At 65.1% G+C, this 25337-nt stretch carries 30 protein-coding genes and 1 tRNA gene; 19 read left to right on the forward strand and 12 right to left on the reverse strand.

Annotated features, from left to right (window positions below; translation table 11 throughout):
- Positions 1–248 precede the first annotated feature (248 nt).
- Positions 249–440: a hypothetical protein gene (locus WD430_RS03745; RefSeq protein WP_339104696.1), complete on the forward strand. Its 192-nt coding sequence runs from the start codon at positions 249–251 to the stop codon at positions 438–440.
- Positions 441–456: 16 nt separating this feature from the next.
- Positions 457–645, forward strand: a complete 189-nt coding sequence (locus tag WD430_RS03750; protein ID WP_339104697.1) for a hypothetical protein — start codon at positions 457–459, stop codon at positions 643–645.
- Positions 646–771: 126 nt separating this feature from the next.
- On the opposite strand, the gene WD430_RS03755 is transcribed toward WD430_RS03750, so the two are convergent.
- Positions 772–957 carry an HVO_A0556 family zinc finger protein gene (locus WD430_RS03755; RefSeq protein WP_339104698.1) on the reverse strand — a complete coding sequence of 62 codons (186 nt, stop codon included), beginning with the start codon at positions 955–957 and terminating at the stop codon, positions 772–774.
- A 210-nt stretch (positions 958–1167) separates the two neighbouring features.
- Between WD430_RS03755 and trmY the strand changes: the two genes are divergently transcribed.
- Both trmY and WD430_RS03765 read left to right on the forward strand, forming a co-directional pair.
- Complete coding sequence (gene trmY, locus WD430_RS03760) at positions 1168–1767, forward strand: tRNA (pseudouridine(54)-N(1))-methyltransferase TrmY (protein WP_339104699.1); 600 nt, start codon at positions 1168–1170, stop codon at positions 1765–1767.
- 91 nt (positions 1768–1858) lie between these two features.
- Positions 1859–1931 (forward strand) — tRNA-Pro (locus tag WD430_RS03765).
- A gap of 189 nt (positions 1932–2120) precedes the next feature.
- Here the strand turns inward: WD430_RS03765 and WD430_RS03770 are convergent.
- A complete protein-coding gene (locus tag WD430_RS03770; RefSeq protein ID WP_339104700.1) occupies positions 2121–2909 on the reverse strand; it encodes a hypothetical protein in 789 nt (262 codons plus the stop codon).
- A gap of 124 nt (positions 2910–3033) precedes the next feature.
- Positions 3034–4614: an acetolactate synthase large subunit gene (locus WD430_RS03775; RefSeq protein WP_339104701.1), complete on the reverse strand. Its 1581-nt coding sequence runs from the start codon at positions 4612–4614 to the stop codon at positions 3034–3036.
- Between the two features lie 135 nt (positions 4615–4749).
- Between WD430_RS03775 and WD430_RS03780 the strand changes: the two genes are divergently transcribed.
- The 3 genes from WD430_RS03780 (at position 4750) to WD430_RS03790 (ending at position 6101) form a co-directional block, all read left to right on the forward strand.
- Positions 4750–5040: a hypothetical protein gene (locus WD430_RS03780; RefSeq protein ID WP_339104702.1), complete on the forward strand. Its 291-nt coding sequence runs from the start codon at positions 4750–4752 to the stop codon at positions 5038–5040.
- A gap of 22 nt (positions 5041–5062) precedes the next feature.
- A complete protein-coding gene (locus WD430_RS03785; RefSeq protein WP_339104703.1) occupies positions 5063–5542 on the forward strand; it encodes an Lrp/AsnC family transcriptional regulator in 480 nt (159 codons plus the stop codon).
- Positions 5543–5870: 328 nt separating this feature from the next.
- On the forward strand, positions 5871–6101 hold the full coding sequence (locus WD430_RS03790) for a hypothetical protein (protein WP_339104704.1): 231 nt from the start codon (positions 5871–5873) through the stop codon (positions 6099–6101).
- 24 nt (positions 6102–6125) lie between these two features.
- Here the strand turns inward: WD430_RS03790 and WD430_RS03795 are convergent, their stop codons facing one another.
- Entirely contained in the window at positions 6126–6533 is a 408-nt protein-coding gene (locus tag WD430_RS03795) for a PPOX class F420-dependent oxidoreductase (protein ID WP_339104705.1), read from the reverse strand.
- Positions 6534–6663: 130 nt separating this feature from the next.
- Between WD430_RS03795 and WD430_RS03800 the strand changes: the two genes are divergently transcribed.
- The 6 genes from WD430_RS03800 (at position 6664) to WD430_RS03825 (ending at position 11409) form a co-directional block, all read left to right on the forward strand.
- Positions 6664–6912 (forward strand): hypothetical protein, encoded by a 249-nt coding sequence (locus WD430_RS03800; RefSeq protein WP_339104706.1) that lies wholly within the window; start codon positions 6664–6666, stop codon positions 6910–6912.
- A 152-nt stretch (positions 6913–7064) separates the two neighbouring features.
- Complete coding sequence (locus WD430_RS03805; RefSeq protein ID WP_339104707.1) at positions 7065–7382, forward strand: hypothetical protein; 318 nt, start codon at positions 7065–7067, stop codon at positions 7380–7382.
- A 122-nt stretch (positions 7383–7504) separates the two neighbouring features.
- Complete coding sequence (locus WD430_RS03810; protein ID WP_339104708.1) at positions 7505–8722, forward strand: polysaccharide deacetylase family protein; 1218 nt, start codon at positions 7505–7507, stop codon at positions 8720–8722.
- A 64-nt stretch (positions 8723–8786) separates the two neighbouring features.
- Positions 8787–9515: a hypothetical protein gene (locus WD430_RS03815; protein WP_339104709.1), complete on the forward strand. Its 729-nt coding sequence runs from the start codon at positions 8787–8789 to the stop codon at positions 9513–9515.
- A gap of 156 nt (positions 9516–9671) precedes the next feature.
- Positions 9672–10964 (forward strand): DUF4397 domain-containing protein, encoded by a 1293-nt coding sequence (locus tag WD430_RS03820; protein ID WP_339104710.1) that lies wholly within the window; start codon positions 9672–9674, stop codon positions 10962–10964.
- A 205-nt stretch (positions 10965–11169) separates the two neighbouring features.
- A complete protein-coding gene (locus tag WD430_RS03825; protein WP_339104711.1) occupies positions 11170–11409 on the forward strand; it encodes a hypothetical protein in 240 nt (79 codons plus the stop codon).
- Between the two features lie 88 nt (positions 11410–11497).
- Here the strand turns inward: WD430_RS03825 and WD430_RS03830 are convergent, their stop codons facing one another.
- Positions 11498–11773, reverse strand: coding sequence for a PadR family transcriptional regulator (locus WD430_RS03830; RefSeq protein WP_012941940.1), 276 nt, complete (start codon positions 11771–11773; stop codon positions 11498–11500).
- A 176-nt stretch (positions 11774–11949) separates the two neighbouring features.
- Here WD430_RS03830 and WD430_RS03835 point away from each other — a divergent pair, with 176 nt between their 5' ends.
- On the forward strand, positions 11950–12504 hold the full coding sequence (locus WD430_RS03835; protein ID WP_339104712.1) for an NUDIX hydrolase: 555 nt from the start codon (positions 11950–11952) through the stop codon (positions 12502–12504).
- A 165-nt stretch (positions 12505–12669) separates the two neighbouring features.
- Here the strand turns inward: WD430_RS03835 and WD430_RS03840 are convergent, their stop codons facing one another.
- Positions 12670–13716: a hypothetical protein gene (locus WD430_RS03840; protein WP_339104713.1), complete on the reverse strand. Its 1047-nt coding sequence runs from the start codon at positions 13714–13716 to the stop codon at positions 12670–12672.
- 320 nt (positions 13717–14036) lie between these two features.
- Positions 14037–15413, reverse strand: a complete 1377-nt coding sequence (locus tag WD430_RS03845; RefSeq protein ID WP_339104714.1) for a hypothetical protein — start codon at positions 15411–15413, stop codon at positions 14037–14039.
- A gap of 465 nt (positions 15414–15878) precedes the next feature.
- Here WD430_RS03845 and tgtA point away from each other — a divergent pair, with 465 nt between their 5' ends.
- On the forward strand, positions 15879–17354 hold the full coding sequence (gene tgtA / locus WD430_RS03850) for a tRNA guanosine(15) transglycosylase TgtA (protein ID WP_339104715.1): 1476 nt from the start codon (positions 15879–15881) through the stop codon (positions 17352–17354).
- A gap of 345 nt (positions 17355–17699) precedes the next feature.
- Here the strand turns inward: tgtA and WD430_RS03855 are convergent, their stop codons facing one another.
- Together WD430_RS03855 and WD430_RS03860 are read right to left on the reverse strand one after the other, a co-directional pair.
- Positions 17700–18035, reverse strand: a complete 336-nt coding sequence (locus WD430_RS03855; protein WP_339104716.1) for a HalOD1 output domain-containing protein — start codon at positions 18033–18035, stop codon at positions 17700–17702.
- A gap of 134 nt (positions 18036–18169) precedes the next feature.
- Positions 18170–18643 carry an Lrp/AsnC family transcriptional regulator gene (locus WD430_RS03860; RefSeq protein WP_339104717.1) on the reverse strand — a complete coding sequence of 158 codons (474 nt, stop codon included), beginning with the start codon at positions 18641–18643 and terminating at the stop codon, positions 18170–18172.
- Between the two features lie 114 nt (positions 18644–18757).
- On the opposite strand from WD430_RS03860, the gene WD430_RS03865 reads away from it, so the two are divergent.
- Both WD430_RS03865 and arcS read left to right on the forward strand, forming a co-directional pair.
- A complete protein-coding gene (locus WD430_RS03865; protein WP_339104718.1) occupies positions 18758–19135 on the forward strand; it encodes an RNA-binding protein in 378 nt (125 codons plus the stop codon).
- Between the two features lie 348 nt (positions 19136–19483).
- A complete protein-coding gene (arcS, locus tag WD430_RS03870) occupies positions 19484–21241 on the forward strand; it encodes an archaeosine synthase subunit alpha (protein WP_339104719.1) in 1758 nt (585 codons plus the stop codon).
- A gap of 363 nt (positions 21242–21604) precedes the next feature.
- Here the strand turns inward: arcS and WD430_RS03875 are convergent, their stop codons facing one another.
- Together WD430_RS03875 and WD430_RS03880 are read right to left on the reverse strand one after the other, a co-directional pair.
- Positions 21605–22540, reverse strand: a complete 936-nt coding sequence (locus WD430_RS03875; RefSeq protein ID WP_339104720.1) for a 2-dehydropantoate 2-reductase — start codon at positions 22538–22540, stop codon at positions 21605–21607.
- Between the two features lie 73 nt (positions 22541–22613).
- Positions 22614–22760, reverse strand: coding sequence for a hypothetical protein (locus WD430_RS03880; RefSeq protein WP_339104721.1), 147 nt, complete (start codon positions 22758–22760; stop codon positions 22614–22616).
- Between the two features lie 155 nt (positions 22761–22915).
- On the opposite strand from WD430_RS03880, the gene WD430_RS03885 reads away from it, so the two are divergent.
- Both WD430_RS03885 and WD430_RS03890 read left to right on the forward strand, forming a co-directional pair.
- Positions 22916–23758, forward strand: a complete 843-nt coding sequence (locus WD430_RS03885) for a formyltransferase family protein (RefSeq protein WP_339104722.1) — start codon at positions 22916–22918, stop codon at positions 23756–23758.
- A gap of 424 nt (positions 23759–24182) precedes the next feature.
- The gene (locus WD430_RS03890; RefSeq protein ID WP_339104723.1) at positions 24183–24584 is read left to right on the forward strand and encodes a metal-dependent transcriptional regulator; all 402 of its coding nucleotides are present in this window, start codon (positions 24183–24185) and stop codon (positions 24582–24584) included.
- Between the two features lie 30 nt (positions 24585–24614).
- Here the strand turns inward: WD430_RS03890 and dpsA are convergent, their stop codons facing one another.
- On the reverse strand, positions 24615–25160 hold the full coding sequence (gene dpsA, locus WD430_RS03895) for a DNA starvation/stationary phase protection protein DpsA (RefSeq protein ID WP_339104724.1): 546 nt from the start codon (positions 25158–25160) through the stop codon (positions 24615–24617).
- Positions 25161–25337: the final 177 nt, after the last annotated feature.

Genomic DNA, 25337 nt, shown 5'->3' on the forward strand with positions numbered 1-25337 from the left:
GGCGATGAACCGATCGAAACCGTTTGAAATCGATGCTTAGCCGGACGGAACCGGTAGTTTCACAACTGCAATCCGCCGTATTCGGGCCGTACAGGTCAGATTACGTGTTCGTCAGGAATTCGTGAACGATTGGGGTGAACTGGGACTGAACTGACCGTAATCGGTACGCGTTGCGGTTTAGCGGGTCGATAACAATAGGTGAGACTGCGGTAGCTATCGGTAGCGCGATCATCCATCGCCTGTCACGCATGACTCCGGACGCCGACACCGCCCGCCAGACCGACGCATCGCTGACCGAACTCGATCACGTCACGATCGAGAACGACGACGCCCCCGACGAGTGTGCGATCTTCCCTCGGGAGGCGAGCGACGAGAAACTGGACTCCGCCTGGATCGTCGCCTACGACGACGGGTTCGTCCCGCTCGAGTCGATGCGCTAAGCTCCGATCTCCGAGAATGCACTTCGGCAACTCCGTCACCGCAGTCGGGTTCTGGATCGGCACCCTGTTGCCGGTCGTCTATCTACCCGTCTTTCTCTCCGGCATCGACTCCGCCGGATCCCTGTCGCTCGTCGTCGGCCTCCTCGCGACCCACGCCCTCGCTCTGATCGTCGGCCACGATTACTCGGGATCGCGATCGCGGTGACGGAGCGAGGAGCCGACACCGGACGGTCTCTGAATCAGCTATTCGACGCGTTCAGATGATCGCTGCGACTGTTCTCGTCCGCGCTCAGTTTGCGAAAAGCGTGAAATCGGCAAATCGCTGCCGGCGTTAATCGCCCGGCTGCCACAGCTGGGCGTGCGGCGTGTCGCAGCTGTCACAGATCGCCGCCTGCTTGTCCTTGTAGCTCCCGCGCTCGAGTTCGCCGTCCGAGCAGTACGGACACGGTCTGCCCTCGAGGATCGCAAGCAACTTCGGATCTTCGCTGTCCGTCGCTGACGACTGTGATTTCGCCATAGTAGCATTTCACTCCCGAGAGGGGGGAAACGGTTGGCCATGCCTATGCAGTGTTAACGAGGACGAAATACCGCGTCTCGGCGACACGGAGCGACGGTGTTCGCGGGTACGGATCCGACTACCGCGCGATCCGGTCTCTGAACGGGCAGTCGGCGGCGCTCGGTCGCGACGAACCGTGGCGGCTATCCCCCCGGACCTCCGCGTACCGGTATGCGCCAGTTCGTCTGCATCGGCCACGACGTCCCGACCGAGCCCGACTTCTCGCTGGACGACCTCGCGGGCGGGGCCGGCCGCCTCGACGCGCTCTGTCGATCGATCACCGCCTCGTTCGTCACCTCCCACGGGATCCGCGAGGACGTCCGGACGCATCTCGTCGTCCGGGACGAGCTCACGATCACCTTCGACGGGAGCGAGCTGCGCCGGCTCAACCCCGACGAGCGAAGCACCGCGGCGCTGGTTCGGACCGCCCTCGAGCACCGGGACGAGGCCATCGGCGCGCTGCCCGCGGAGCCCAGTCCGGGCATCGAGGTGTATCGGAGAGGGTTCGAGGGGACGCTCGAGGCGATCGCCGACGGAACCGTCGTGCAGTTACACGAGGACGGCGACGCCGTGGTCGACGTCGGCGTGGAGGGCCTCGCAGACCCCGTCTTCGTGTTGTCCGACCATCGGGACTTTACTGACGCGGAGGAACAGGTACTCGAGGAGGTCGTCGATCAGCGCCTGCGGCTGGGTCCGGAGCTGTTGCACGCCGATCAGGCGATCACGGTCGCACACCATTACCTGGACACCGAGGGCTACGAACGGTTTTAGGGCAGGGGCTCGAGGCAGTGAATCGCTAGCGGGCGGCAGGGGGACTCCTTTCGCAAGCGTTAAACAATCGGACGCTCTCAGTTGGAGATGCGGGCCGGTGGGGTAGCTTGGTATCCTTCGGCCTTCGGGTGGCCGTAACCGCGATTCGAATTCGCGCCGGCCCACTTTTCCCGCATCGCAAACCGAGGAGCGACGCGTGGCGCATTAGCGCTACGGATACGCGAATGGCGAAGAAGTGAGTAAAATGATAAGTCTGCGGTGCAGGTAACTAGACCCAAGCAGATTCGAATCAGGGAGGACTCTGTGTCTACCTGGTTGAAAGAGCAAGTTATCGAAAATGGAGTGGCCCTTCGTCACATACAACTGTTTTCTATAGCAGATTCTATACCCTCGTCTTCTATCCCGACTATGAGAATATGATAGGGTTTTCCCATTTCCATTGCCGACGGTCCCTCTGTATAATTTTCGAATGCGTGAAGAGCATTGTAATATTCTGAACCAAATTGATTCAACTCAATATGTTTTACCTCAGAATTCCTACTATCGTTAACGTACCAATCAAATGATGCAGATACCTCTGGCCGAGGGCTAAAAGCTCTTAGCACATCACATTTCTCGAACTTTTGAGATATTACAAACTCAACTGCAAGGGTATTATCTGGAGCTAATTTCTCCTTTTTTATCCTAAACGAGCAATTTTTCTCACTTACACATGCATCTCCTGTAGTTTGGACTCGCGTTGTGAGGAGAGGGTAGATCACATAATTACCACCGATTGTATCGTCATCTGTATTTGTATAAACACTATATCCAGGTAGAGGAATATCTAATTTCAAATTTTCAATATCAGATTCTCCATTATTGGACGCGACGAAGCGATAAACACTATACTCATTGTCCCACTCTAAACCATCATAGCATTCGACAGACTCTCCTTCTTGGTATATGGATCTCTCTTTTACTACGGTTACATCTAATTCAGGTGACTCGTATTTTGGCGCCTCGATAGAGACATACATGGATGTGACAATCGAGGATACATACGGTCCGATAAAGGCTTGAAGTATCATTCCGACAAGTGCACCCAATACGATGCTGATTAGGTTAAGATCCCAAGCAACCGGGTCCAGTAATTGTGCCATAAATTAATTAGATCGTATGTCTGCTTCGCTATGAAATATATCTTGATAAAATGACGATAGCAGGATTACGATCGACCGTACGGGCTCGTCCCCGTGGGTTCCCTCAATCCTGTCGCGTATCGACTCACTCGAGCACAACCTCAATCAACGCCAACTCGTCCGACGGCACGGCCTCGCTAAACGCGTCCGCCACCTCGTCCCACCCCTCGGGTCGATACGCTTCGATACCGAAACTCTCCGCGAACGTCACCAGATCCGGATTCGACAGTTCGGTCCCGGTGTGCTCGCCGCGGTGACCCTCCTGCTTCTCGGAGATCAGTCCGTAGTCGTTGTCGTTGAACACGACCGTCGTAAAGCTACAGTCCAGCCTCGAGGCGGTCTCGAGTTCCGCCGCGTTCATCATGAACCCGCCGTCGCCGGTCCCGGCCACCACGTTGGCGTCCACGGCCAGATCGGCCGCCAACGCGCCGGGGACGGCGATGCCCATGGTCGCCAGCCCGTTCGAGATCACGCAGGTGTTGGGCTCGTAGGTCGGGAACGACTGGGCGATGGCCATCTTGTGGCTGCCGACGTCCGAGACGAGGACGTCCGAGTCGGCCATGGCCTCGCGCAACAGGGGTAGGGCGTTCTCGACCGTGACCGGATCGTCCTCGGCCGGCGGCTCGGTCACCGACTCGAGGAGGCGGTCGTGCAGGTCGTCACACCACAGCGAGCAGGCGTCGTCGGACAGGCGCTCGTCGATGGCCGACAGCGCGGCGCCGACGTCGGCGACGATCTCCACGTCGGGGTTGTAGTGGCGGTAGACCTCTGCTGGTTCGGAGTCGACGTGAACGATGGTCTTCTCGAGGTCGGGGTTCCACCCTTCGGGGTCGTGCTCGGCGATATCGTAGCCGACCGCGATCACGCAGTCGGCGCGGTCGATCGCCAGCGCGGCCTCCTCGTCGGGCCCCGAGTCGAGGGTCATCAGCGAGGCCGACTCGCGGTCCGAGATCGCCCCCTTGCCCATGTACGTCCCGACGACGGGGAGCCCGACGCGGTCGACCAGCGCGCGGATGGTCTGGGACGCGCGCGTCCGCACGGCGCCGTTGCCCGCGAGGAGGATCGGCCGCTCGGCCTCCTCGAGCAGTCGCGCCGCGCGCTCGGCGGACTCGTCGTCCGGGTCCGGCCGGCGGACGGGGTCGCGGACCTCGATCGGCTCGGACTCGATCTCCTCGGCGGCGACGTCCTCGGGAAACTCGAGGTGGGTCGCGCCGGGCTTCTCGTACTCGGCGAGCTTGAACGCCTTTCGGACCGATTCGGGCGCGATTTCGGGCTCGCCGATCTGGGTGTTCCAGGTGACGATCGGCTCGAAGACGTCGACGACGTCCAGCGCCTGGTGGCTCTCCTTGTGCAGTCGCTCGCGGCCCCCCTGACCGGTGATCGCTACCAGCGGGCTCTTGTCCAACTGGGCGTCGGCGACGCCGGTCATGAGGTTCGTCGCGCCGGGGCCGAGCGTCGACAGGCAGACGCCGGCCTCGCCGGTCAGCCGGCCGTGGACGTCGGCCATGAACGCCGCCCCCTGTTCGTGGCGCGTCGGGAGAAAGCGGATCGGCGACTCGCGCAGCGCGAACAACAGATCCTCGATCTCTTCGCCCGGCACGCCGAAGACGCGCTCGACGCCTTCCGCCTCGAGACAGTCGACGAGCAGTTCGGCTGTGGTCGCCATGGGAATCCCGTCCACACCGCTGTCATTAGTCGTCCGCCCTGCATACACGGCCCGGCGGACCGTTCGGGCAACCGCTCGCTACGGCGTCGCACCGTCCGCCCGCCGAGCGGGTAGGGACTGCCGATAGGCCGCGGTGTGGGACGGTCCTCGCTCTCGGTTCGAAAGCGAAGGGAGGGGGCGGTCGATATCGCCGGACTCGATCTCGACGACCGGGAGACGTCGGTGACCGTCACCCGCGACGGCGACGCGGTCAACATGGAGAAGGCCAACATCGAACGGCGTGTGCGGACGACGACGGCAACACGGAAGCGACGCTACGCGCCGCTGGTTCCGGTCCCCCTTTTGAAGGGGAACCGATCGACGCGAGACGCGGTCAGGTGTGTGCGTACGCCCCGCTTACCCGCCCCAGACCCGAAGGCCCTTTAGCGACTGCTCGGATACCCTGAGTATGGCCGCCGACGGACTCGACGAAATCGATTACGGAATCCTCTATCTCCTCCAGCAGAACGCCCGAGCGACGACGCCGGTCGACATGGCCGAACAGTTACCGGTGACGGACACGACGATCCGCAACCGGATCGAGCGACTCGAGAAGGACGGGGTCATCGAGGGCTACGTACCGATCATCGACTACGAGAAGGCCGGATTCCCGATCCGGCTCCAGTTTTCCTGTACGGCCGCGACCGAGGACCGCCACGAGGTCGCCGAGCGAGCGCTCGAACTCCCCCGCATCGTCAAAGTCGACGAGATGTTGAGTGCACGGGAGAACATTCAGGCGCTGGCGGTCGCCAACGACACCGAAGAGGTCAACGAGGTCACCGCCCGACTGGACGACCTCCCGCTGACGATCGAGCGGGAACGCCTCTTACGGAAGACGCGGAGTCTCCCCTTCGACTATTTCGCCGGGGACGCCATCGGGGAAAAGTGAGTGGGAGCGCCGGTCAATAAATCTCCCTCTGATAGCTTCGAAATTTAAAACTCATATAAGTAACCGGTTACTCTCCAAATAGTTTAGGGAGAGGGTTTTTGTGGTGTCGAACAAGTCGTGGACAATGACTGTCGTATCGAGTCAAAGAGTGGCCGCCTCCCGACACCATATCTTGACCGGAAGCACCGACCAGCACGAGAACGCGAATCGTTCGTCGACCATCACGAGACACCCGGACAGTCCATGAACAGCACTGCATCCGTCCCCGCGACCGTCACCCGCCTCGTTCCACCGATAGTCAGTACCCGACCCTCACGAGCGTCGATCGATGAGTGAGGACCTCTACAGGTGCGTCTGTCATACCTGCGGCACGGAACGACTCGTCGAGGGCCTCGAGGACGCACAGGCGTTTTTCAATCGGCACGCCGAGCGCACCCACGAGGTGGAGCTGCTCAACCAGCAGACTCGGTGCCGGTATTCGAACGCGTCGTCCGCTGGCGAGAACGAGACGGACGATTCGATCGGCGACGCGACGGATACCGACGTCGATGAGGCGTGACGGCGATGGACTCGACGGGAGCGGTCAACTCGAGTCCTGGGCGTCGACGATTTCGTCGACTCGGATCCGCAGAACGACCCGCTCGGTTTCGATCGGGGCCCCGTACTCGTCTTCGCCCGTATACCGCTGGGCGAGTTCGTCGATGTGATCTCGAGCGCCCTCGGTCGCGAGCTCCTCGACCTCGCCGATGATCGAGAGCCGCCGGTACGGGTCCTCCGGATCGATCATGCTGACGCCCACCGACGGATCCTCGCGGACGTTGCGCTCCTTGCGGCGGCCGCGTTCGGTGTTGATCAGGAGGCGCTCGTCGTCGGCGTCGTAGTCGATCCAGACCGGGGTGACGTGGGGATCGGTCTCCTCGGTCAGCGTCGCGACGTGAGCGAACGTTTGCTTCTCGAACAGATCGTGGAAAGCGTCGGGAATGGACGTCACGGACGACGCTTCACTCGCGTCGGGTTTTTGCCTACTGCCTACGTGGGGAGGCACGACCCACTGATTCCCGTCGCCACGCGCGAGAGAAGATTAATAGCTATCGTCGGGAACCGGCAGCTAATAATAATACATGTACGCGCGCAACCCCGAGCGCGACGCGATATGGAACGACGCCCTCGAGTGGATGATCTGCCGGGGACTCCCGTTACGTCCCCGCGAGATCGAGGGCTACGATCCGACGCTCGTCCGGGGGGTGTTAAAAACGATGGTCATCGAGGGCTGGGTCGCTTCCGACGAACGCGGGGACTTCTTCGAACCCGGGCCTCGAGTCGAGCAGTTCGACGCCGGCGGGAGATCCCCCTGTCGACGCACCTGGTAACCCCACGGGCTGTGAAGCAGCCGGCTCCAGCGTTCGCCTCTCCTTCGTGACTCCTCGAGTCGACCCGTCGCCGTCCGCTCCCTTAGCGACGGAGTTCGACCCACGCGAGTGTCGGCTATCGACTTATCGGCCTCGGGATAGTTGCACGTGATATGAGTCCACGGAATCGGACGCGACGACGGCTGCTGCAGGTAACGGGTGCGACGGCGGCGACGGCGCTGGTCGCCGGCTGTGGCGGCCCGGGCAGCGGTGGCGGGGGAGACGACGAACCGGCCGCCGAAGAGGGAACGGGGAACGGACAGGACCAGGACGAAGACGAGGGACTCGTCAACGACAGCGGCGGGAGCAATCCCGAGGTCGGCGAGGACGAGGACGGGAGCCCGACGAGGGAAGAGGAGGGGGACGCCGGTAACGACAGCGGCGGCGAGAACAACGGTACCAACGAGAGCAACGACAGCGAATCGGAGTGACGTGACGGTCCGCAGCGCGGCTCGAGACGCCGGATCCGAACTCGAGGAGCGGCGGCAGCTACGGGTCCGCGGTCGCGCTATCGCGCCAATAACAATCCCCTCGCGGGTTCGATCGGGTCCGCATGAGACGGCGGACGTACCTCGCGGCGGCGACCGCGGCCGCGATGGCCGGCTGTACCGACGGCGATGACTCCGGCGCGACGGGAGCCACCACCGACGACGACCCGCCGCCGCTCGAGGGGCCCGACGCGGACGGAACGATCGACGACTTCGCCGACTTCGGCGCGTGGTCGGTGCTTGCCGGACGGGCGTCGCTGGTCGACGACGAGGCGTCCGTCGGTGATCGATCCGTTCTCCTCGCGGCCGACGGCGACGACGAGGCGGCCCGGATCGTCCGCGAACTCCCCGAGCCGGTCGATTTCTCCGGGGTGAGCCCCGGGCTGGCGGTGGCGACCGCGGAGACGGCCACGCCGATCGTCCAGCTGTTCGACGGCGACGGGAACGCGATCGAGTTCCGAGCGACGGTCCACGGCGGGACCGACCTGCGACGGTGTAATTTCGGCGTGACCGGCGTCGAGAGCGAGGCGAACCTGCGCGAAATCACCGAGATCCACGTCGCCGTCGTCGCCGCCGGCGACGCCGAACGCGAGCTCCGACTCGACGACCTCCACCTCGTCTCCCGACCCGATGACGGACTGGTCACCCTCCAGTTCGACGGCGGCGACGAGTCGATCCACGGCGAGGCGCTCCCGGTGCTCGAGGAGTACGGCTTCTCGGCGACGGCGTTCGTGCCGACGGACCTGATCCGCGCGTCGCCCGATCACGACGGCGATCGGATGACGGAATCGCAACTCGAGGAGCTCGCCGACGCCGGTTGGACGATCGGCAGCTACACGGCCAACGGGAGACTGCTTCCGGAGCTCGGCCCCGACGAACAGGCCGCCCAACTCGCCGACGCTCGCGAGTGGCTCGAGGAGGCGGGATACGGGGACGGCGCCCGGTTCGTCTCCTACCCGGCCGGGCGGTACGACGACGACGCGCTCGAACTCGTCGGCGAGACCTACGACCTCGGCTTCGCCGCGGGCCAGCCGGTCCAGGGTCGCGTCGTCGATCCGGTTCGCTATCCGCGCGTCGTCGACCCCGACGCCGCCGAGGAACTGCTCGAGCGGACGGCCGATCTGGGCGGCATCACGGGGCTTTGTTACCACGGGCTCGAGGGCGACGCCATCGATCGCTTCGAGGAAACGATGGCGTTCCTCGACGCGCTCGTCGCCGAGGGCGACCTCGAGGTCGTGGGGCCGGACGCGATCGCGTCCGAGTACGCCGCCGAGACCGGGTAGGTTCGACGTCCCGAGACCGATCCGAGACGCAACTGGTATCGGGCTCCGGTCCCTCTCACAGCTGATGACCGAGGGACTCGAGACGGACGTCGAGGGGATGGCAGACGTCGCCCAGCGACGCGACGAACTGGCGGCCCGCGTCCGGACCCACGCCGGCGAAATCGCGCGAGAACTCGCCGTGTTTCAGGGCGGCGACTACGGCCAACAGGCGTTCCAGACCGACGCGGGAACCTGGACGATCAAGTACGAGGCCGGCGACGTCCAGTACCTCCGGTTCGAGCCGAAATCGGGCGAGGAGACGTACGTCGTCTCGAGCAAACAGCCGCCCGAACCCGAGGCGCTCGAGACGGCGATGGCCGACTACGGGGCGTTCGTCGCCGCGTACAACGAGTACGTCCGCTCCTTCGAGGGGATGCTCGCGGACGTTCCCGACGAGTTCCCCGAGATCGAATCGACGTCGGAGCTGGTCGCCGAGCGCGATCGAATCCTCGAGCGGATCCGAGACGTCGGGAACGCGATGGCGAGCGAACTCTACCGCTACGAGGGCGAGTACGGCACCTACGCGACGACGGTGTCGGGCAGTCGCTGGGAGCTCAAGTTCGACGGCGACACCGCGAGCTACCTGCGGGTCGGCGGATCGGACGGCGTCTACCTCATCTCGCAGTACGGCCCCCCGCCGGCGACCGAGGTGCGGCGGCTCGCCGACGACGTGGCCGCGTTCGTCGAGTCGTTCAACGAACACGTCGACGACCTCGAGGCGGATCTGTCGACGGTGTCGCTCAGGGATAACTGACACGGCCATCACTGGTCAGTCCCGAGACGCCGCTGTAGGGTCGTCTTTCGCTCGTTACGGGACGATTACAGCGGACCGATTCGAGTAAACGAGGCGACAATCAGGCCAACTGACTGAGCCGTTTTTGCCGATTTCGCTCCCCCTGATTGACGTAGTATGACACTATCACGACGTTCGACAATCAAGGCGATCGGTGTCGTCGGAACCGGATCGACGCTCGCCGGAACCGCCCTGGGTGTCGCCCAAGACGACGAACAGGCCACCGACGAGGCGCCGGCCGGCGACGAGGAACTCGGCGCGATTCGCGTCGGTCACTTCCTCCCCGACGCGCCGAACGTCGACATCTACGTCGACGACCAGCAGATCCTCTCGGATGTCGGCTACGCCGAGCTCTCGCCGTATCTCGAGATCGTTCCCGGCACGTACTCGATCGCGATCACGCCCGCCGGCTACGACGACGCGATCTACGAGGGGACCATCGCCGTCGGGTCGGAGTTTTACACGGCCGCCGCGGTCGGCGAGTTCGAGGGCGGATCGGCTCCCGGAGGGACGGGCGATGACAGCGGCCTCGGCGGCGCAGGAAACGAGACCGCCGCCAACGAGTCGGCCGCGCTCGCGAACGAGTCGAACGACCTCGCGAACGAGTCGAACGGGCTCCAGAACGAAACCGCTGCTAACGAGTCGGCCACCGGGACCGGTATCGACGCCGAGGAGGGGTTCGACGCGAACGGGTTCGACGTCCTGCTGCTCGTCGATTCCCAGACGGACGACGCCGAGGAGGGGACGGCGCCGCTACGGCTGGTCCACGCGGTCCCGGACGCGCCGACGATCGACATCGCCGACGGGGAGACCGGGCAGACGATTTTCGAGGACGTCGGCTTCACCGAACCGTCGGGCTACGTTCCCGTCGAGCCGGGGACGCAGACCCTCGAGATCTTCCCGGCCGACGAGGACGACCGCGCCGGAGACACCGAGAGTGAATCCGACGGCTCGGACGCGAACGCCACCGAGACGGACGGCGGAAACGCGACCGACGGCAACGAGACCGATGTCGGGAACGGGATCATCTCCCAGCCGGACCCGGTCGTGACCGTCGACCTCGAACTCGAGGCGGACACGGCGTACACGGCGTACGCCATCGGGTACCTCGAGGAACAGGACGACACGGAGCTGACGGTCGACGAATCGGAGGGCGCGACCGACGGCGAGTCCAACGACGGTGAGGGCGATGGGGAGACCAACCGCGCGTTCGACGTGTACCTCGCCGTCGACGGCGAGATGAGCGACGGGCAGGAGACCGACGGCTCGAGTGCCGAAAACGAGGGCGGTGAGTCCGACGACGAATCGATGGACGCGAACGAGTCGACTGCCGACGAACTGGAATCCGACGACGGGATGAACCGCACGGACGAGCGCGCTGCGAACGAATCGGCGACGGCCGACCACTGAGATCGGAACGGCGCTGACGGTCGAGTAGCCCCTTTTCGATCGATTCTCGCTGCACACGTCGTTCTCGCACGGCCGTTCGTCTCGACCGGCCGGTGATCCCGGAGACGCGGTGGCGACCGGTCGTTCGTGACCGGTCGCGATCAGGAGCCGTTTTGTCCGTTCCGCTCCTAGAGACGGTGTTGCGTCAGGGACGCTTCGGACGATCATGGACGAGATACCCGATGGACGGATGGAAACTGACACTGCCGACGCGTGGACGACCGACCCCGACGAGCGGCGAGACGGTCCCGAACGGGACGACCGGCTCGAGGCGATCGTCGTCCGGTACAGGAACGGACGGGATCGCTGTACGTTCGTACCGCGAGACGGGGCGCCGGAGTCGATGCTGACGGCGTGGCTCAGCACGGACCTGGAGGCGGTCGTCGCTCTCGAGGAGGCCCGGTAGTCGAGACGAGCCGCGACGGACGACCGGTGATGGACGCTCCGCTGGACGGCTGAGTACGTGCGTCAACGTGGAGAACGCTCAGGAGCGGTTAGACGTCGACGTACTGGTCGACCCACTCCTGGCGGCGCTGGAGGGCCCGTCGCCCCTTCGGCGTCAGCGCGTAGTAGTTCGTCCGCCGGTCGAGTTGCCCCTTCTCGACGAGTTCCTTCTCGACGAGCGTGTCGAGATTAGGATACAGCCGGCCGTGGGTGACCGGCTGATCGATATAGGTGTTGATGTCGTCGAGTATCTCCTGACCGGACGGCCGGTCTTTGCCTGCGATCACGTACAGCAAGTCGCGTTGGAAACCAGTTAGTTGATCCATGGATCACCCTCTGAGTAACGACGTTCACTCATCTGTGACTTTGTTATAGAGCCGGTACGGGCGCCCGGCGAGTCGGAACGTTCGACGTAGGCCCAGTAACGACTCCCATCACCCGGCAGATTCGAGCCGCCTCCCGTGACGGGGCGTTTTTGAGAGCCACGGCCGTACGGCCCGGTATGCCGACGGATCCACTCGCCTGGGAGACCCGCGATCGACAGATAGCCTATACTTGTCCGGGCTTCGACGTCGTTAACGAACGCGTTCGACTGCCCGACGGTACCGAAACGGAGTTCGACTACCTCTCGGAACCCGCGAGCGTCTGCGTCCTCCCGTTCACCCCCGACGGCGACGTCGTCTGCATCGAGGAGTGGCGCCAGGCCGTCGACCGGGTCAACCGGGGGCTTCCCGTCGGCGGCACCGAACCCGACGACGACGATCTCGAGGCCGCCGCCCGGCGCGAACTGGCCGAGGAGACGGGTCACGAGGCCGACCGGCTCGAGCCGCTAGTGACCGTCGAGCCCGCGAACGGAATCGCCGATTCCGTCCTGCACTTCTTCGTCGCCCACGGCTGTCGGCCGACCGCCGAACAGCGACTCGATCACAACGAGAGCATTCGGGTGGCGCCGACGGCGTTCGAAGAGTTGCTCGAGGCCGTCCGCGACGGCGAGATCCGCGACGGACGGACCGTCCTCGCGATGTCGTATTACCAGCTGTTCGCGGCCGAGGCGTAGCCTCGAGACCGGTCGGTCGACCGACACTGACGCGAAAATTGATCGGCGGGTCGGGCGGTCGATTGCGCGATCGGTGCCCCCGATCGAACCGACCGCGCTCGCGTTCGGACCGACCGGGTCGAAGCCGTGGTAGACTTCTCCGTCTCGTTCCCGTCGATGACGGTACTACGTCTCGTTCCCGCCGGTCTCGTTAGCGCCCGTCTCGTTGGCAGCGGTTTCGTTCGCTTCGCCGCTCGCCTGTACGGCGGCCTCGAGATCGCTCGCGTCCTCGAGGGCGACGGTGTTAGCGTCCAGCGTCTCGATCGAGATCGCCGTCGCGGAGGCCTCGGAGACCGTCTCTCCGGTCTCGTTCTCGGCCGTCGCGTTGTCCGGAGCCGTCTCGTTCGCTTCGGACGCGTTCGCGTCGGTCTGATTGCCGGCCTCCTCGATCGACTGGATCGACATCGTATCGACCGAGACGGTCTCGACGTCGAACTGCTCGATCGTGAGCGCCTCGATCTCCTCGCCGGTCGACTCGTTGGCGGTGTCGTTCGCCGAACCCTCACCGTCGCCGCCACCGAAGATACCGCCGATGAAGTCACCGATCTCGCTCAGGATCCCGCCGTCCTCTTCGGTTTCGATGGAGTCGATCGTCATCTGCTGGACGTCCATCGTCTCGATGGTGAGGTTCTGGACGGAGAGCGTGTTGGCGTCCTCGCTGATCACCGGTTGCTGTCCGTCGGTCGCGTTCTCGCTTTCGTTCTCACCGGTCGCGTTCTCATCGGTCGCGTTCCCGTTGGACGCGTTCTCCTCGGTGCTTCCCACCGGTTCGCCGTCGAACTCGAGGTCCGTCAGCGAGACGTTCTCGAGCGCGAGCCGCTCGAATTCGACGTTGGAGATGTTCACGCCGGTTCCGGTATCGTTCTCGGCGCCGGTCGCGTTCTCGCCCTCGCCGGATCGTTCGACCGACTCGTTGAGCTGCTCGAGGTCCTCCTGTGCGGCGTCGAGCTGCTCGATGTTCAGCTCCTCGATGGTCGCGTTCTCGACGGTCGCGTTCTCGAGTTCGAGCGTCGCGACCTGTACGTTCTCGAGCGTCGCCGCGGTGCTCGCATCGCCCATGTCTCCGGTGTCGGCGTTCGTCCCCGTCGCGGCACCCGCGAGGGCGGGCCCCCCTGCGAGCGCGACTGCTAACGCGACGAACACCGCACCGAACGTTTTCGCTCGTGAAGCCATTGCAGTCGGACGTACCGGCGGTCTCCGGCTAAAACGAGGCGACTGTTACAGGGTTGTGGCGGGGAAACGCTGCGTTTGAGATTGACTAGCGGCCGATAATCAGCCGTTCATTCCCCGGCTAACGGCGATTTCGTCGACGATTCGAACCGATCGAGACCGGTGGCTCGCGGCTGCCAACGACGGAACCCGCGCCGGCGACGATAGCAGTTCGCCCGCGATCGACGACGGGCGGAGACGTCACTCTCGATCGGTGGTGTCCGGCAAAAAAGCGCAATTACAGGGTGGTCGGAACGGAAGCGATCGCGTGGCGTTCGTTCCGATCAGCCCAGCAGTCCGCCGTCGTCCTCGCTGTCGTTCTCGGAGTCTTCGGTCTCCGTCATGTTGTCGTCAGTCGCGTTGTCGTCAGTCGTCAGGTTGTCTTCTTCCGTCTCGTTGTCCTCAGTCGTCGTCACGTTGTCTCCGGGCTCCTCGCTCCCGATCTCGTCGAGTTCGCTCGCGTTGCCCAGCGTCAGCGTGTCGACGCTCGAGTTACCGATCGTGATCGAGGAAGCGGAGAGGTTAGCGATGGTTTGACCCTCGCTCTCGTTTTCCATCGTCGCGTTCGTCTCGTTGGTCGCGTTGTCTTCCGTCTCGTTGTCGTCCTCGAGACCGATGCCGTCGTCCTCGTCTTCCTGGATCGCCGCGGCGGTGTCGGTCTCGTTGTCGTCCTCGAGGATGCCGAGACCGTCGTCGGACTCGTTGTCCTCGGTCGCGTTCATCTCGTCGGTCGCGTTCATCCCGCCGTCGGCCTCCTCGACGGAGGTGACGTTCATCGACTCGATCGTGATCTCCTCGACGTCGAAGTGTTCGATCGTGAGGTTCTGGAACTCCTGCGTCGCGTTTTCGGTCTCGTTCGTCTCGTTGGTCGCGTTCGTCTCGTTGGTCGCGTTGTCGTCCTCGTCGTCGAGACCGATGCCGTCGTCTTCGTCTTCCTGGACCGCCGCAGCGGTGTCGGACTCGTTGTCGTCTTCGAGGATGCCGAGACCGTCGTCGGACTCGTTGTCCTCGGTCGCGTTCATCTCCGACTCGTTCGCGGAGGCGTTCATCTCGGCGTCGTCGCCGACGTTCAGCTCGTCAACGGTCAGCTCCCCGACCTCCATCGTCTCGATGGTCAGGTTCTGGATCGTGACGTTCTCGGTGCTCTCGTTGATCAGATCCTGACCGGAGGATTCGTTTTCGGTCGCGTTGTCTTCCGTCGCGTTGTCGTCCTCGTCGTCGAGACCGATGCCGTCGTCCTCGTCTTCCTGGACCGCCGCAGCGGTGTCGGACTCGTTGTCGTCACCGAGGATGCCGAGACCGTCGTCGGACTCGTTGTCCTCGGTCTCGTTCTCGGACGCGTTCATCGCCGAGTCGTTCGTCGACTCGTTCTCCGACTCGTTCATCTGCTCGAATTCCTCGAGTTCGACGTCCTCGAGTTCGAGCGTCTCGAACTGGATGTCGGTGAGGTTCGCTTCGCCAGTCGCGTTGCTCTCGTTAGTGGCGTTCGTCTGGTTACCGTCCAGTTCCTGCTGTAGCGCCGTCACGTTCGCGTCGAACTCCGAGACGTTCAGCTCCTCGATCGTCGCGTTCTCGACGGTGACGTTGTCGAGCTCGAGCGTCTCGACCTGCACGTTCTCGAGTGTCGCGCTCGACTCGCCTACGTCTCCGGCGTCGCCCATGTCTCCGGCGTCGTCGTTCGCGCCCGATGACGCACCAGCCAGGGCAGGACCCCCGGATAGTGCGACCATCAGTGCGACGAACGCAACGCCGAGCTTCTGTAGTCGTGAAACCATTGCGATAGATCCTACCACCGGTTTCCGGCTAAAACGAGGCGACTGTTTCGAGATTATCTCGGAGAAAAGCAGTGTTGGAATCGTGCAACGGTCCCTAACCTCGCGTTCACCTGTCTCGATCGATGATGATCATGGCTCTCGAGATGAACGAGGCGAATCGGATAGTAATTGTCACCTCGGTGAGTGAAATCGAACTTGTGCTTGCAGGCGATGGTTGATTATATCAGCCCGGAGGGAACGAGACATTTACCGGCGCGTTCGGCGCCGTCATCCACAGGAGTTATAGATTCTCGACAGCTGATCGGTTGCAAACCTTTACTGACTTACGTCCGACGGCCGAAGGGGCGGTCGATGCGCGAGTGCTTCGAACTCCGGGACACCGACGCCGGCGGCCGCATCGGCGAGCTCACCGTGCCGCGGGCCGACGTCACCGTCGAAACGCCGGCGCTGCTCCCGGTGATCAATCCGAATCTGGACACGATCGCCCCTCGTCGCCTCGCCGACGAGTTCGGCGCCGAGATCCTCATCACGAATTCGTATATCATCCACGGGACCGACGACGTCCGCGAGCGGGCCCTCGAGGACGGCCTCCACGAGCTGCTCGATTTCCCGGGCGCGATCATGACCGATTCGGGCTCCTTCCAGCTCTCCGAATACGGCGATATCGACGTCACGACCGAGGAGATCCTCGAGTTCCAGCGCGCGATCGGCTCCGATATCGCCACGCCCGTCGACATCCCGACCCCGCCGGACGTCCCCCGCGAGCGCGCCGAAGCCGAACTCGAGACGACCCAGGAACGCCTCGAGGTCGCCGAGGACGTCGACACGGGCGACATGCTCGTCAGCGCGCCCGTGCAGGGATCGACGTATCCGGACCTCCGCGAGGCGGCCGGACGTCACGCCGACGGCACTGACCTCGACGTCTTCCCCGTCGGTGCGGTCGTCCCGCTGATGAACGACTACCGCTACGACGACATGGTGGACGCCGTCGCCGCCGCCAAACGCGGCCTCGGCGCCGACGCACCGGTCCACCTCTTCGGCGCCGGCCACCCCATGATGTTCGCGCTCGGCGTCGCGATGGGCTGTGACCTGTTCGACTCCGCCGCGTACGCGCTCTACGCCCGCGACGACCGCTACCTGACGGTCCGGGGGACGCGGCTGCTCGAGGACCTCGAGTACCTGCCGTGTTCGTGTTCCGTCTGTACCAGCCACTCGCCGGACGACCTCCGCGCGCTCCCCGACGACGAGCGCGAGGAGGAACTCGCCGCCCACAACCTCCACGTCACGTTCGCGGAGATCCGCCGGATCAAGCAGGCCATCCGCGCGGGCAACCTGCTGGAACTGGTCGAGCAACGCGCCCGTTCGCACCCGACGATGCTCGACGGCTACCGGACCCTGCTCGACCACGCCGAACAGCTCGAGCGCTCGGATCCCGTCTCCAAGGGCGCGTTCTTCCACGTCTCGTCGGAGAGCGCCCGCCGGCCGGAGGTCGTTCGCCACCACCAGCGCCTCGAGCGCCTCTCCGTCCCCGACTCGCTGTTTCTCACCGAGGGACAGCCGGCCCGGGGCGACGAGTTCGACGACTCCTGGCGGGTCGAACCGCCCTTCGGTCCCTTCCCGCGGGCGCTCTCGCGGTCCTACCCGCTCACGGCCGAGGTGCCCGACCGGACCGACCGCGCGGCCCTGTCGGCCGCGGCGGACGGCGTCGCGCGACTCGCGGAGGCGAATCCGGACGCCGCTCTCACGCTCGGCCACCGCAGTTGGCCCGCCGGCGTCCTCGAGCGCGTTCCCGAGTCGGTCGAGTTGATCGATCTCACCGCGGATTGAGCGGGTCGCTGCTTTTCGGTTCATCCCGTCTCGGAGAGATCACGCCGATCAGTGCAGACGGAGGCGTTACCGCTGCGGTCGAACCGCAAGCGCCGCACCCGCGAGCGACCAACGGGAGCGAGCGGCCTTTTTCATCGAAGTTTTTGCGCCCAGCGAGGGACGCTCCGCGTCCCTCGAGCCGTGTGAGCGGACTCCGTCCGCGAACAGAGAGCGGTTCCGTGCGAAGCGCGGAATCCCGAGGCAGAAAGAGTTCGTTGTGCTATAACTGCGGACGATCGAAAAGGCGTAATTCAACGGTTGGCTGACAAGTGGGTGCGGCGGTGGCGCCAGCGGCCGATCGGCGCTTCAGGCGTCGGTACGGGATTCGGCGAATCGCTCGGACCTGCCGGCCGAAACCGGTTCGGCCGTCGTCGAGGTGCCGTCGACCGAGATCTCGAGGTCGGAGCCGCACTCGACGACGACCTCGTGGCCGGCGTAGGTGAACTCGAGTCGGCCGCGCCGGGGGCCGCCCGTTCGCGTCGGCGCGAAGAGGGCGTCCAGGGCGTCGGGGTCGAGCGACTCGTAGAGGGGCGGCAGTTCGGTCGGCTCGACGCCACGTTCGGACGCGATCGCAGTGACGACGGCGATACTGATGTCCCCGTCGAACCCGTTGTCGGTCGAGCCGATGAATGAATTACTCACGTCGTACTCAACCGCCCCCATGCATAAAAGGGCAGCGGGTAAACCTAACTTACCGAAGCGATTGTAGAATATATATCGGTTTCCGAAATCTATTCAGTATTTTGCTGTGAAACCGACAAGGGGCGAGATTCCGATTAGCTATCGACGGCGTCGGTCCCGAAGTGATCGAACGGTTGGTGGTACTCGGCTTTGATGAGTTCCTCCTCCTCGATCTCGAAGCCCGCGCGCTGGAGGCGGCTGACGGCGGCCGTGATCTCGTCGCTGTTCTCGGCGGCGAGATCGATCCGGAGGTTCCGATGGCCGGTCATGAGTTCGCGGACGCCGATGACGCCGTCGATCTCGAGCGCCGTCTCCGCCAGCTCGCCGCGCTCGTGGATCGGCACCGTACACTGGACGACCATGTGCATCGACTTCGCCGTCCGCTCGTAGTCGATGATCGGCACGTAGCCGGCGATCACGCCCGCGTCCTCGAGCCGCCGGATCCGGTTTCGGACGGTGTTGGCCGTGACGCCGACGTCGCCGGCGATGTCCGCCGCCGTCGTGTGGCGGGCGTCGTCCTGCAACCGGTGGAGGATCCCTCTGTCGATCTCGTCGAGTTCGAACGCCATACCCCCAGTTTCGGAGCCAGCAGCAAGCGCTTTCGGTTCCGGCGCCGTCGCGGGCCGCGACGACGGCGGCGAGGCATCGGAACAGCAAAGGTGCGGGCGGCGCCACCGTCGCGTATGTTCGGCGTCGCGTCGCCCGTCGGTGCGCTCGTCCTGGTCGCGGGTGTGTTCGTCGTTCTCGTCGTCGGATCGCGGCTGCGCAAGCGCGTCCGGGGCGGTCGATCGGCGGGACGACGACAGTCCTACGAGAAACACAAGGCGGCCCAGGAGCGCGAGCCGCCGGTCGATCTCGGCGACGTCAGGGAGGCCGCCGTCCGCGAGTTCACGGAGCACCACTCCGGCGAGCGACGGGCCGTCTGCAAGATCGAGGGGTTCGTCGTCTTCGTCGAGGAGATTCCCGGCGACCTCGCGGTCGGCGACGTGATCGAGATCGAGATCCTCTCGTTCAACCGCGGACACACGTCGGCGACGGCGCGGTTTCTCGGAACCGCGTGAACTGGCGCGGTTTCTCGGCCCCGCCTGAACCGATCGCGTCGCTCGTCGGGAGGAGTAATCGACGCGAGAATCGACGAATTCGTCCTCTAGTCGGCGCTGTGAAGCGGGACGGTTCCGCAGTCGGGACACCCGTTGTGCTTCGTCGTCTGATAGTGGAGTTCGGACCCGCAGTGCGTGCACTTGTAGTGAGTCGCTGGCATTGAATGGAGGCAGCGCGGCGATGATTATATGGCTTCTGGGAGACGGGTTCGCAAGCGATACTGTGACATCCTATCGCGGCCCAATCCCTCGCGAACCGACCGGACCGCGACCGACAGCCTCTTTCGCGCTCCCCCGCCCATATCGGGTATGACCGACTACTTCGAAGTCCACGAGCGCGACGGGGCCGCTCGCGTGGGCGAACTCCGCCTCGAGTCGCCCGTCACGACCCCCGCGCTCGTCGACGACGTGCTCGAGGACGCGGGGTCGCTGTGGAGCGCCGATCGGGACCTCCCCGAGGGCGACGAGTCGACGCTCACCGTCCTCCCCCATCGGGCGTTCCCCGGCGGCACCGCCGACGAGGTTCGGGAATCCTTCGCCGTCGACCAGCCCGACGTCGACTACCCCAGCGTCGCCGTCGTCTCGAGCGAGAGCGCCGAGGCGCAGGGCACCGACGCCTACGCCGTCTCGGACGTCCAGTCGATCACGGGCCACGGCGCGGCGCTGGTCGAGGCCGTCGTGAACGTCCGCGAGGCGATTCCGACCGACACCGCGCTCTACTTCTCTGGCGTCGCCACGCCGCGCAACGTCGCCGTGCTGGCCTACGCCGGGGTCGACCTCTTCGACGAGACCGCGGCCGTCGTGAAGGGCACCGAGGGGCGCTATCTCACGACGGACGAGGCGTACTTCCTCGAGGACCTCGAGGAATTACCCTGCTCGTGTTCGGCCTGTCAGAAACCCCGCGAGGAGTTCACGCGCGAGGACTGCGCCGAGCACAACCGAAACGCCCTCGCGGCCGAACTGGCGATCGTTCGCCGGCGGATCCGCGACGGCCGCCTCCGCGATTACGTCGAGGGGCAGGCCCGCCACGACCAGTGGCTCACCGCCGCCGTTCGCGAACTGGACTCGGAGTGGGGCTACCTCGAGGAGCGCACGCCCATCCTCCGGGACGCGGAGATCGACGCCGCGACCGAGGACACCCTCCGCCGCGTCGAGATCCAGCGGTACGCCGACCGCGTGACGACGCGGTACCAGAATCGCTTCAAGAATCCGTTGGTGCTGGTCCCCTGCTCGGCGACGAAACCGTACAGCGAGTCCCAGAGCCACGGCCAGTTCCACGACGTCATCCAGTGGCGCGCCCACCTCGTCTCCATGACGAGCCCCATCGGCGTCGTCCCGCAGGAACTCGAGACGACCTACCCGGCCCAGCACTACGACACCGTCGTCACGGGTCGCTGGTCCGAAGACGAGAAGCAGTTCGTGAGCGAGGTCCTCCGGCGCTACCTCGAGCGCAACGACTACCCCGAGATCATCGCCCACGTCCCCGACGAGGGGTACCGCGACATCGTCTCCCGCGTCGAGGAGGCCCTCGACCTCGACATCACGTACACGGTTCCCGAGGGCGGTCACCCGACCGACGACGAGTCGCTCTCGAATCTCGGAACGGCGCTGGACGGCGAACTGAAGTACTCCAAGCGCGAGCGCGAGCACAACACCGTCCGCGCCATCGCGGACTACCTGCTCGGCGACGGCGCCGGCGACGACCTCTTCGAGGACATTCAGACGACGAGTCGCTACCCGAAGATCCAGGTACGGGACAGCGAGGAGACCCAGCTGGCGACGATGGTGCCCCAGTACGGCACCCTCTCGTTCACGCTCGAGGGCGCCCGACGCTGGGTCGAGAGCGATGCCCCCACGAAGCGCGTGGAAATCGACGGCTTCGTTCCCCACGGCAGCGTGCTCGCGCCGGGCGTCGTCGACGCCGACGACGAGATTCGCGTCGGCGACGAAGTCGTCGTCGAGGGGCCGTCGGCCTTCGCCGTCGGTCGCGCGGAGATGTTCGGCCGCGAGATGCGCGAGAGTTCCCGCGGGATCGCCTGCGAGATCCGCCACGTCGAGGAGAAGTAACGACGCCCTCGAGCCGTCGACGACGCCTGCACCGCGTGAACCGAAAACCGACGCCCGTGACTCGAGGCGGGACTGCGCGATCAGGCCGTGAGAACCGTCTCGCAGCCACACTCGTCGCTGACGGTCTCCCGACAGGACGGACACCGACAGCCGTTCACGAAACGGTTCACCGATCGGCCACACTTCGGACACTCCCAGAGCCGAGAGCCGTGCTGTCCCGTCACTGGTCAGTGTGAGTCCAACGGTCCGCATAGCGTTTTCCCCGCGTCTCACTGCGAGAGAACGATTCCGTACCCCCACGAACGATGGAAAAACGCGATCGTACGGATTCGTCCGCACGCCCTCGAGACGCCGGTCCGCTGCTCACGCGCCGTCGTCCGTCCGGTTCCGGTCGGCCCAGGGGCGGAGGATCGCGTGGACGGCCTCGTTCATCGGCGCGTCGACGCCGCAGTCGGCCGCGTGCCGGACGACCGAGCCGTGCAGCGCGTCGAGCTCCATGGGCTTCTCGTGAGTCAGATCGTACTGCAGCGAGGAGTACATCTCCGGATCCAGCTCCCGCGCAAAGTCGAGCCACTCGTCGACGAGTCCGTCCGGGAGATCGACGCCTTCCGCCCGCCCGACGGCGGAGACTTCCTCGAGGAGCCGACGATACATCTCCCACGAGGCGTCGGTGTCCCGGATCTCGCCGACCGGGAGCCGGGTCGCGGCGGTCATCCCCGCCTGCGCGCAGATGAAGGCGAACTTCCGCCACAGCTCGACGCGGACGTCGTCGGCCAGCACCGCGTCGACGCCCTCGCACTCCGACAGCGCGTCGTCGAGCGCCTCGATCCGGTCCGTTCGCCGCCCGTCGAGTTCCCCGTAGACGAATCGGGCCGGACCGCCGGTGTGCTCGACGACGCCCGGCTCACCGATCGTCGAGAAGATGTAGGCCACGCCGCCGACGACGTGCTCGTCACCGATCTCCTCGGCGAGCCACCGCTCGTTGTCGACGCCGTTCTGGAACGAGACGACGGCCGTTCCGTCCTTGAGCAGCGGCTCGAGATCGGCGGCGGCGTCGCGCGTATCGTACGACTTCACGCAGAACAGGACGCAATCGCACGGACCGATCTCGGTCGGGTCGTCGGTCGCGGGCAACTCGACCGTCGCGTCGCCGGCGACGCTCTCGAGTCGCAACCCGTCGCCCCGAAGGGCCTCGAGGTGGTCGCCACGCGCGACGAGGTGGACCTCGTGGCCCGCGTCGGCGAGTCGCGCGCCGAGGTAGCCGCCGACACCGCCGGCACCGAACACGGCGAATTTCATACGGGCCGTACGGACGGCCCGCTGAAAGCGATTGCGGGCGGCGTGAGGTCGGCGTTCGGACTCGGATCCGCGATCAGCGGCCCGGACACTCCTTCAGCAGGTGCTCGCGGTAGATCGCCGCGGGCACGGACTCCCCGCAGACCTCGCACTCACGACGGGCGTCGACCTCGTCGCTGTCGTCGTCGCTGCGAGCGTCGGGCCCGTCCGTCTCGTCGGTCACGGCCGAGCGTACGCTCGACGGCAACCTCGACCTTTCGGTCGCCGAACCCGTCCCTCCCGTGGAGTGTCTCGATTTCGGACGAATATTCGGCCCGAATGGCGCGAGTAACAAAGGGTGGAATGCCGGTAGTCCGCTGCATGTCCGGGGGTGGACAGATGGCGGTCGGCGTACTGGCGGAACCGTCCCTCTACGAGTGGCAAGTCCGCGCGCTCGAGCGACTCCGCCGCGAGACCGCGGTCGAGATTCCGCTCGTCGTCCACAACGCCGCCGGCACGGAAGTCGGGGACGAGTCGTGGGACGAGGGGAAGGATCGCCTCTCGCTCGCGGACGTCGTCGAGTTCGTCGACGTCTTCCGCGAAGAGCGAGCGTGGACGTTCGTTCTCGCGGAGCGGAGTCTCGGACGAGTGTTCGGCGACGAGCGGCCGCTGTGGCACCGACGCGCGACCGCGAGCGTCGACGCGCTCTCCGACGCGGATCACGTCCGGTGTCGGCCGCGGACCGACGACGGCTGGAACGAACTCCCGCCGGGGATCGTCGCCCGGATCGCGGATCGCTGCGACGTCGTCGTCCGCTTCGGATTCGGCCTGATCCGCGGCGACGTCCTGACCGCGCCGGAACACGGCGTGGTGAGCTTCCATCCGGCGGACATCCGTCGCTATCGCGGCATGGGGCCGCCGGCGATCTTTCACGACGGACGGGACCGCGCCGGAGCGACGCTCCAGCGACTGAACGAGTCGATAGACGGCGGCGAGATCGTCGCCTACCAGGAGACGAGTATCGCCGACTGTCGGACGCTCTGGGACGTCTTCGACCGCCTCGCGGCGCTCCAGATCCGTCTCCTGCCCGAGGGCATCGAGGCCCTGCGCGAACCGACCGTCGAACCCCAATCCGTCCCCGATGCGGAGCTCGGACCGTTCTATTACCGGGACCGGCGGCGGACGCTCCGATTCTCGAGTCGCGTCCTCCTGCGGAACCTCGCCGGTCGACTTCGCCGCTGACTCGAGCCGGTGCGGTCGTCGGACGGAACGACCGACGCGATGACGGAACCGTCGAGCGAGTGAGCGCCCGGCCGATGACGGCGGCCGCGGGGATCGACGAACGCCGTCGTACTCCGTCGCGATCGGCCTCCGAACGGTCTCGGTCGCGGGCGAATCCGATCGTCCGGTTGCGTTCCCGAACGCGTACTGCATCCCGCCCGAGGCCCCTCGGCGGTTCGGCGTCGAGCGACCGTCGGCGTGGGCGAGCGGCCGAACGAGATAGTCGCAACTACTTTAACGGTTTAGGTTAGCCTAAATCGTATGGACAAGGATTCGGTCCGGGGACGGGCGACGAGACGCTCGTCCGCTCCGTCGTCGCACGGTTCGCCGCTCGAGTCGGTCTATCGGGGTGCAGCAACTCGTCTGCGCGCCCCACTCGTCGCGTATGACTGACGCGCCCCGGTACCTCCTCGCGATCTATCTCGCGACGCGGGAGGGCGGCGAGACCGAACCGATCGCGCCCGGCTACGTCGCGAGCGAACTCGACCGGTCGCCGTCGACCGCGACGGAAACGCTCCAGCGACTCGAGGAGCGGGGGTATCTCACGTACGAACCGTACGAGGGGGCGACGCTCACCGATCGGGGACGAGAGACGGCCGCCGAGCTCCACGAGCGCTACGTCGTCCTGTCGACGTTCTTTCGGGAGGTGCTCGAACTTCCGGATCCGGACGAAGAAGCGATGGAACTCGTTGGAAGCGTCAGTTCGGTCGTCACCGAACGAGTCGCCGAAACGCTGCTCGAAGCAGGAACGGGGGGAGACGACGAACGTCTCCCTCGTGTCGAGTAGTCGCGAGCGGTCCGTCGACTGCGAGCCGCGTCAGTTTGTCGCCGACTCGAGGACGAGCGTGTCGTCCTCGAGGTAGTGCTCGATGTGGTGAGCGTGCTCCTCGATAGTCGTGAGTTGCTCGCGGAGCATCTGGGCGGTCGCGTGGTCGCCGAGGTTCTCGGCGAGTTCGATGTGCTGGCGGTTGCTCTCGATGATGTCGCCCATCATCTCGAGGTCGTTTTCGAGCGACGTCCGGATGTCGTAGACGTCCTCGTCCTCGGGCTCGACGGTCGCCTTCTCGGCCAGCGTCGTCATGTTCGCGTGCGGAACGCCGCCCAGCGCCTGCAGCCGTTCGGCGAGGTCGTCGGCGGCCTCCTCGACGTCCTCGTAGACCTCCTGGAGGAAGACGTGGATATCGAGGAACTCGGCGCCCTCGACGTTCCAGTGGTGCTTGTGGAGCTGGTGGTAGAGGACGTAGGAATCCGCGAGGTCGCGGTTCAGCGCCTCGATGATCTGTTCGGCCTTCTCGGGCTCGAGTCTGAGCGCGTTCTCCTCGACGGTGCCGGCTTCCTGCTGAACGGACTTCTGCGTATTCATTACATCCTAGTAGATGGCTCCCACCTACATATAACTTTTCAAAATCTTTATAATTTTTCGCATGACCTAAAACTCCGCTCGCGGTCGGTCCGGCGTCCGGCTAGCGAGTACGCGGAGAGATCTCTCTCGATCGTGATCGGTAGTCAACCCGAATCGAAAACCGGGATGCGGTCAGCG

Source organism: Haloterrigena sp. KLK7, from assembly GCF_037914945.1.
GTDB lineage: Archaea > Halobacteriota > Halobacteria > Halobacteriales > Natrialbaceae > Haloterrigena > Haloterrigena salinisoli.

Bases quoted from the DNA above. Each gene is read 5' to 3' on its own strand.
- WD430_RS03860 (WP_339104717.1), bottom strand. From the start codon at position 18,643: ATGGCGTTCGAACTCGACGAGATCGACAGAGGGATCCTCCACCGGTTG.
- WD430_RS03835 (WP_339104712.1), top strand. From the start codon at position 11,950: ATGCCGACGGATCCACTCGCCTGGGAGACCCGCGATCGACAGATAGCC.
- dpsA (WP_339104724.1), bottom strand. From the start codon at position 25,160: ATGAATACGCAGAAGTCCGTTCAGCAGGAAGCCGGCACCGTCGAGGAG.
- WD430_RS03830 (WP_012941940.1), bottom strand. From the start codon at position 11,773: ATGGATCAACTAACTGGTTTCCAACGCGACTTGCTGTACGTGATCGCA.
- WD430_RS03875 (WP_339104720.1), bottom strand. From the start codon at position 22,540: ATGAAATTCGCCGTGTTCGGTGCCGGCGGTGTCGGCGGCTACCTCGGC.
- WD430_RS03805 (WP_339104707.1), top strand. From the start codon at position 7,065: ATGAGTCCACGGAATCGGACGCGACGACGGCTGCTGCAGGTAACGGGT.
- arcS (WP_339104719.1), top strand. From the start codon at position 19,484: ATGACCGACTACTTCGAAGTCCACGAGCGCGACGGGGCCGCTCGCGTG.
- WD430_RS03770 (WP_339104700.1), bottom strand. From the start codon at position 2,909: ATGGCACAATTACTGGACCCGGTTGCTTGGGATCTTAACCTAATCAGC.
- WD430_RS03890 (WP_339104723.1), top strand. From the start codon at position 24,183: ATGACTGACGCGCCCCGGTACCTCCTCGCGATCTATCTCGCGACGCGG.
- WD430_RS03745 (WP_339104696.1), top strand. From the start codon at position 249: ATGACTCCGGACGCCGACACCGCCCGCCAGACCGACGCATCGCTGACC.
- WD430_RS03785 (WP_339104703.1), top strand. From the start codon at position 5,063: ATGGCCGCCGACGGACTCGACGAAATCGATTACGGAATCCTCTATCTC.
- WD430_RS03885 (WP_339104722.1), top strand. From the start codon at position 22,916: ATGGCGGTCGGCGTACTGGCGGAACCGTCCCTCTACGAGTGGCAAGTC.
- WD430_RS03820 (WP_339104710.1), top strand. From the start codon at position 9,672: ATGACACTATCACGACGTTCGACAATCAAGGCGATCGGTGTCGTCGGA.
- WD430_RS03750 (WP_339104697.1), top strand. From the start codon at position 457: ATGCACTTCGGCAACTCCGTCACCGCAGTCGGGTTCTGGATCGGCACC.
- WD430_RS03810 (WP_339104708.1), top strand. From the start codon at position 7,505: ATGAGACGGCGGACGTACCTCGCGGCGGCGACCGCGGCCGCGATGGCC.
- WD430_RS03815 (WP_339104709.1), top strand. From the start codon at position 8,787: ATGACCGAGGGACTCGAGACGGACGTCGAGGGGATGGCAGACGTCGCC.
- trmY (WP_339104699.1), top strand. From the start codon at position 1,168: ATGCGCCAGTTCGTCTGCATCGGCCACGACGTCCCGACCGAGCCCGAC.
- WD430_RS03840 (WP_339104713.1), bottom strand. From the start codon at position 13,716: ATGGCTTCACGAGCGAAAACGTTCGGTGCGGTGTTCGTCGCGTTAGCA.
- WD430_RS03790 (WP_339104704.1), top strand. From the start codon at position 5,871: ATGAGTGAGGACCTCTACAGGTGCGTCTGTCATACCTGCGGCACGGAA.
- WD430_RS03755 (WP_339104698.1), bottom strand. From the start codon at position 957: ATGGCGAAATCACAGTCGTCAGCGACGGACAGCGAAGATCCGAAGTTG.
- WD430_RS03800 (WP_339104706.1), top strand. From the start codon at position 6,664: ATGTACGCGCGCAACCCCGAGCGCGACGCGATATGGAACGACGCCCTC.
- WD430_RS03825 (WP_339104711.1), top strand. From the start codon at position 11,170: ATGGACGAGATACCCGATGGACGGATGGAAACTGACACTGCCGACGCG.
- WD430_RS03865 (WP_339104718.1), top strand. From the start codon at position 18,758: ATGTTCGGCGTCGCGTCGCCCGTCGGTGCGCTCGTCCTGGTCGCGGGT.
- tgtA (WP_339104715.1), top strand. From the start codon at position 15,879: ATGCGCGAGTGCTTCGAACTCCGGGACACCGACGCCGGCGGCCGCATC.
- WD430_RS03775 (WP_339104701.1), bottom strand. From the start codon at position 4,614: ATGGCGACCACAGCCGAACTGCTCGTCGACTGTCTCGAGGCGGAAGGC.
- WD430_RS03845 (WP_339104714.1), bottom strand. From the start codon at position 15,413: ATGGGCGACGCCGGAGACGTAGGCGAGTCGAGCGCGACACTCGAGAAC.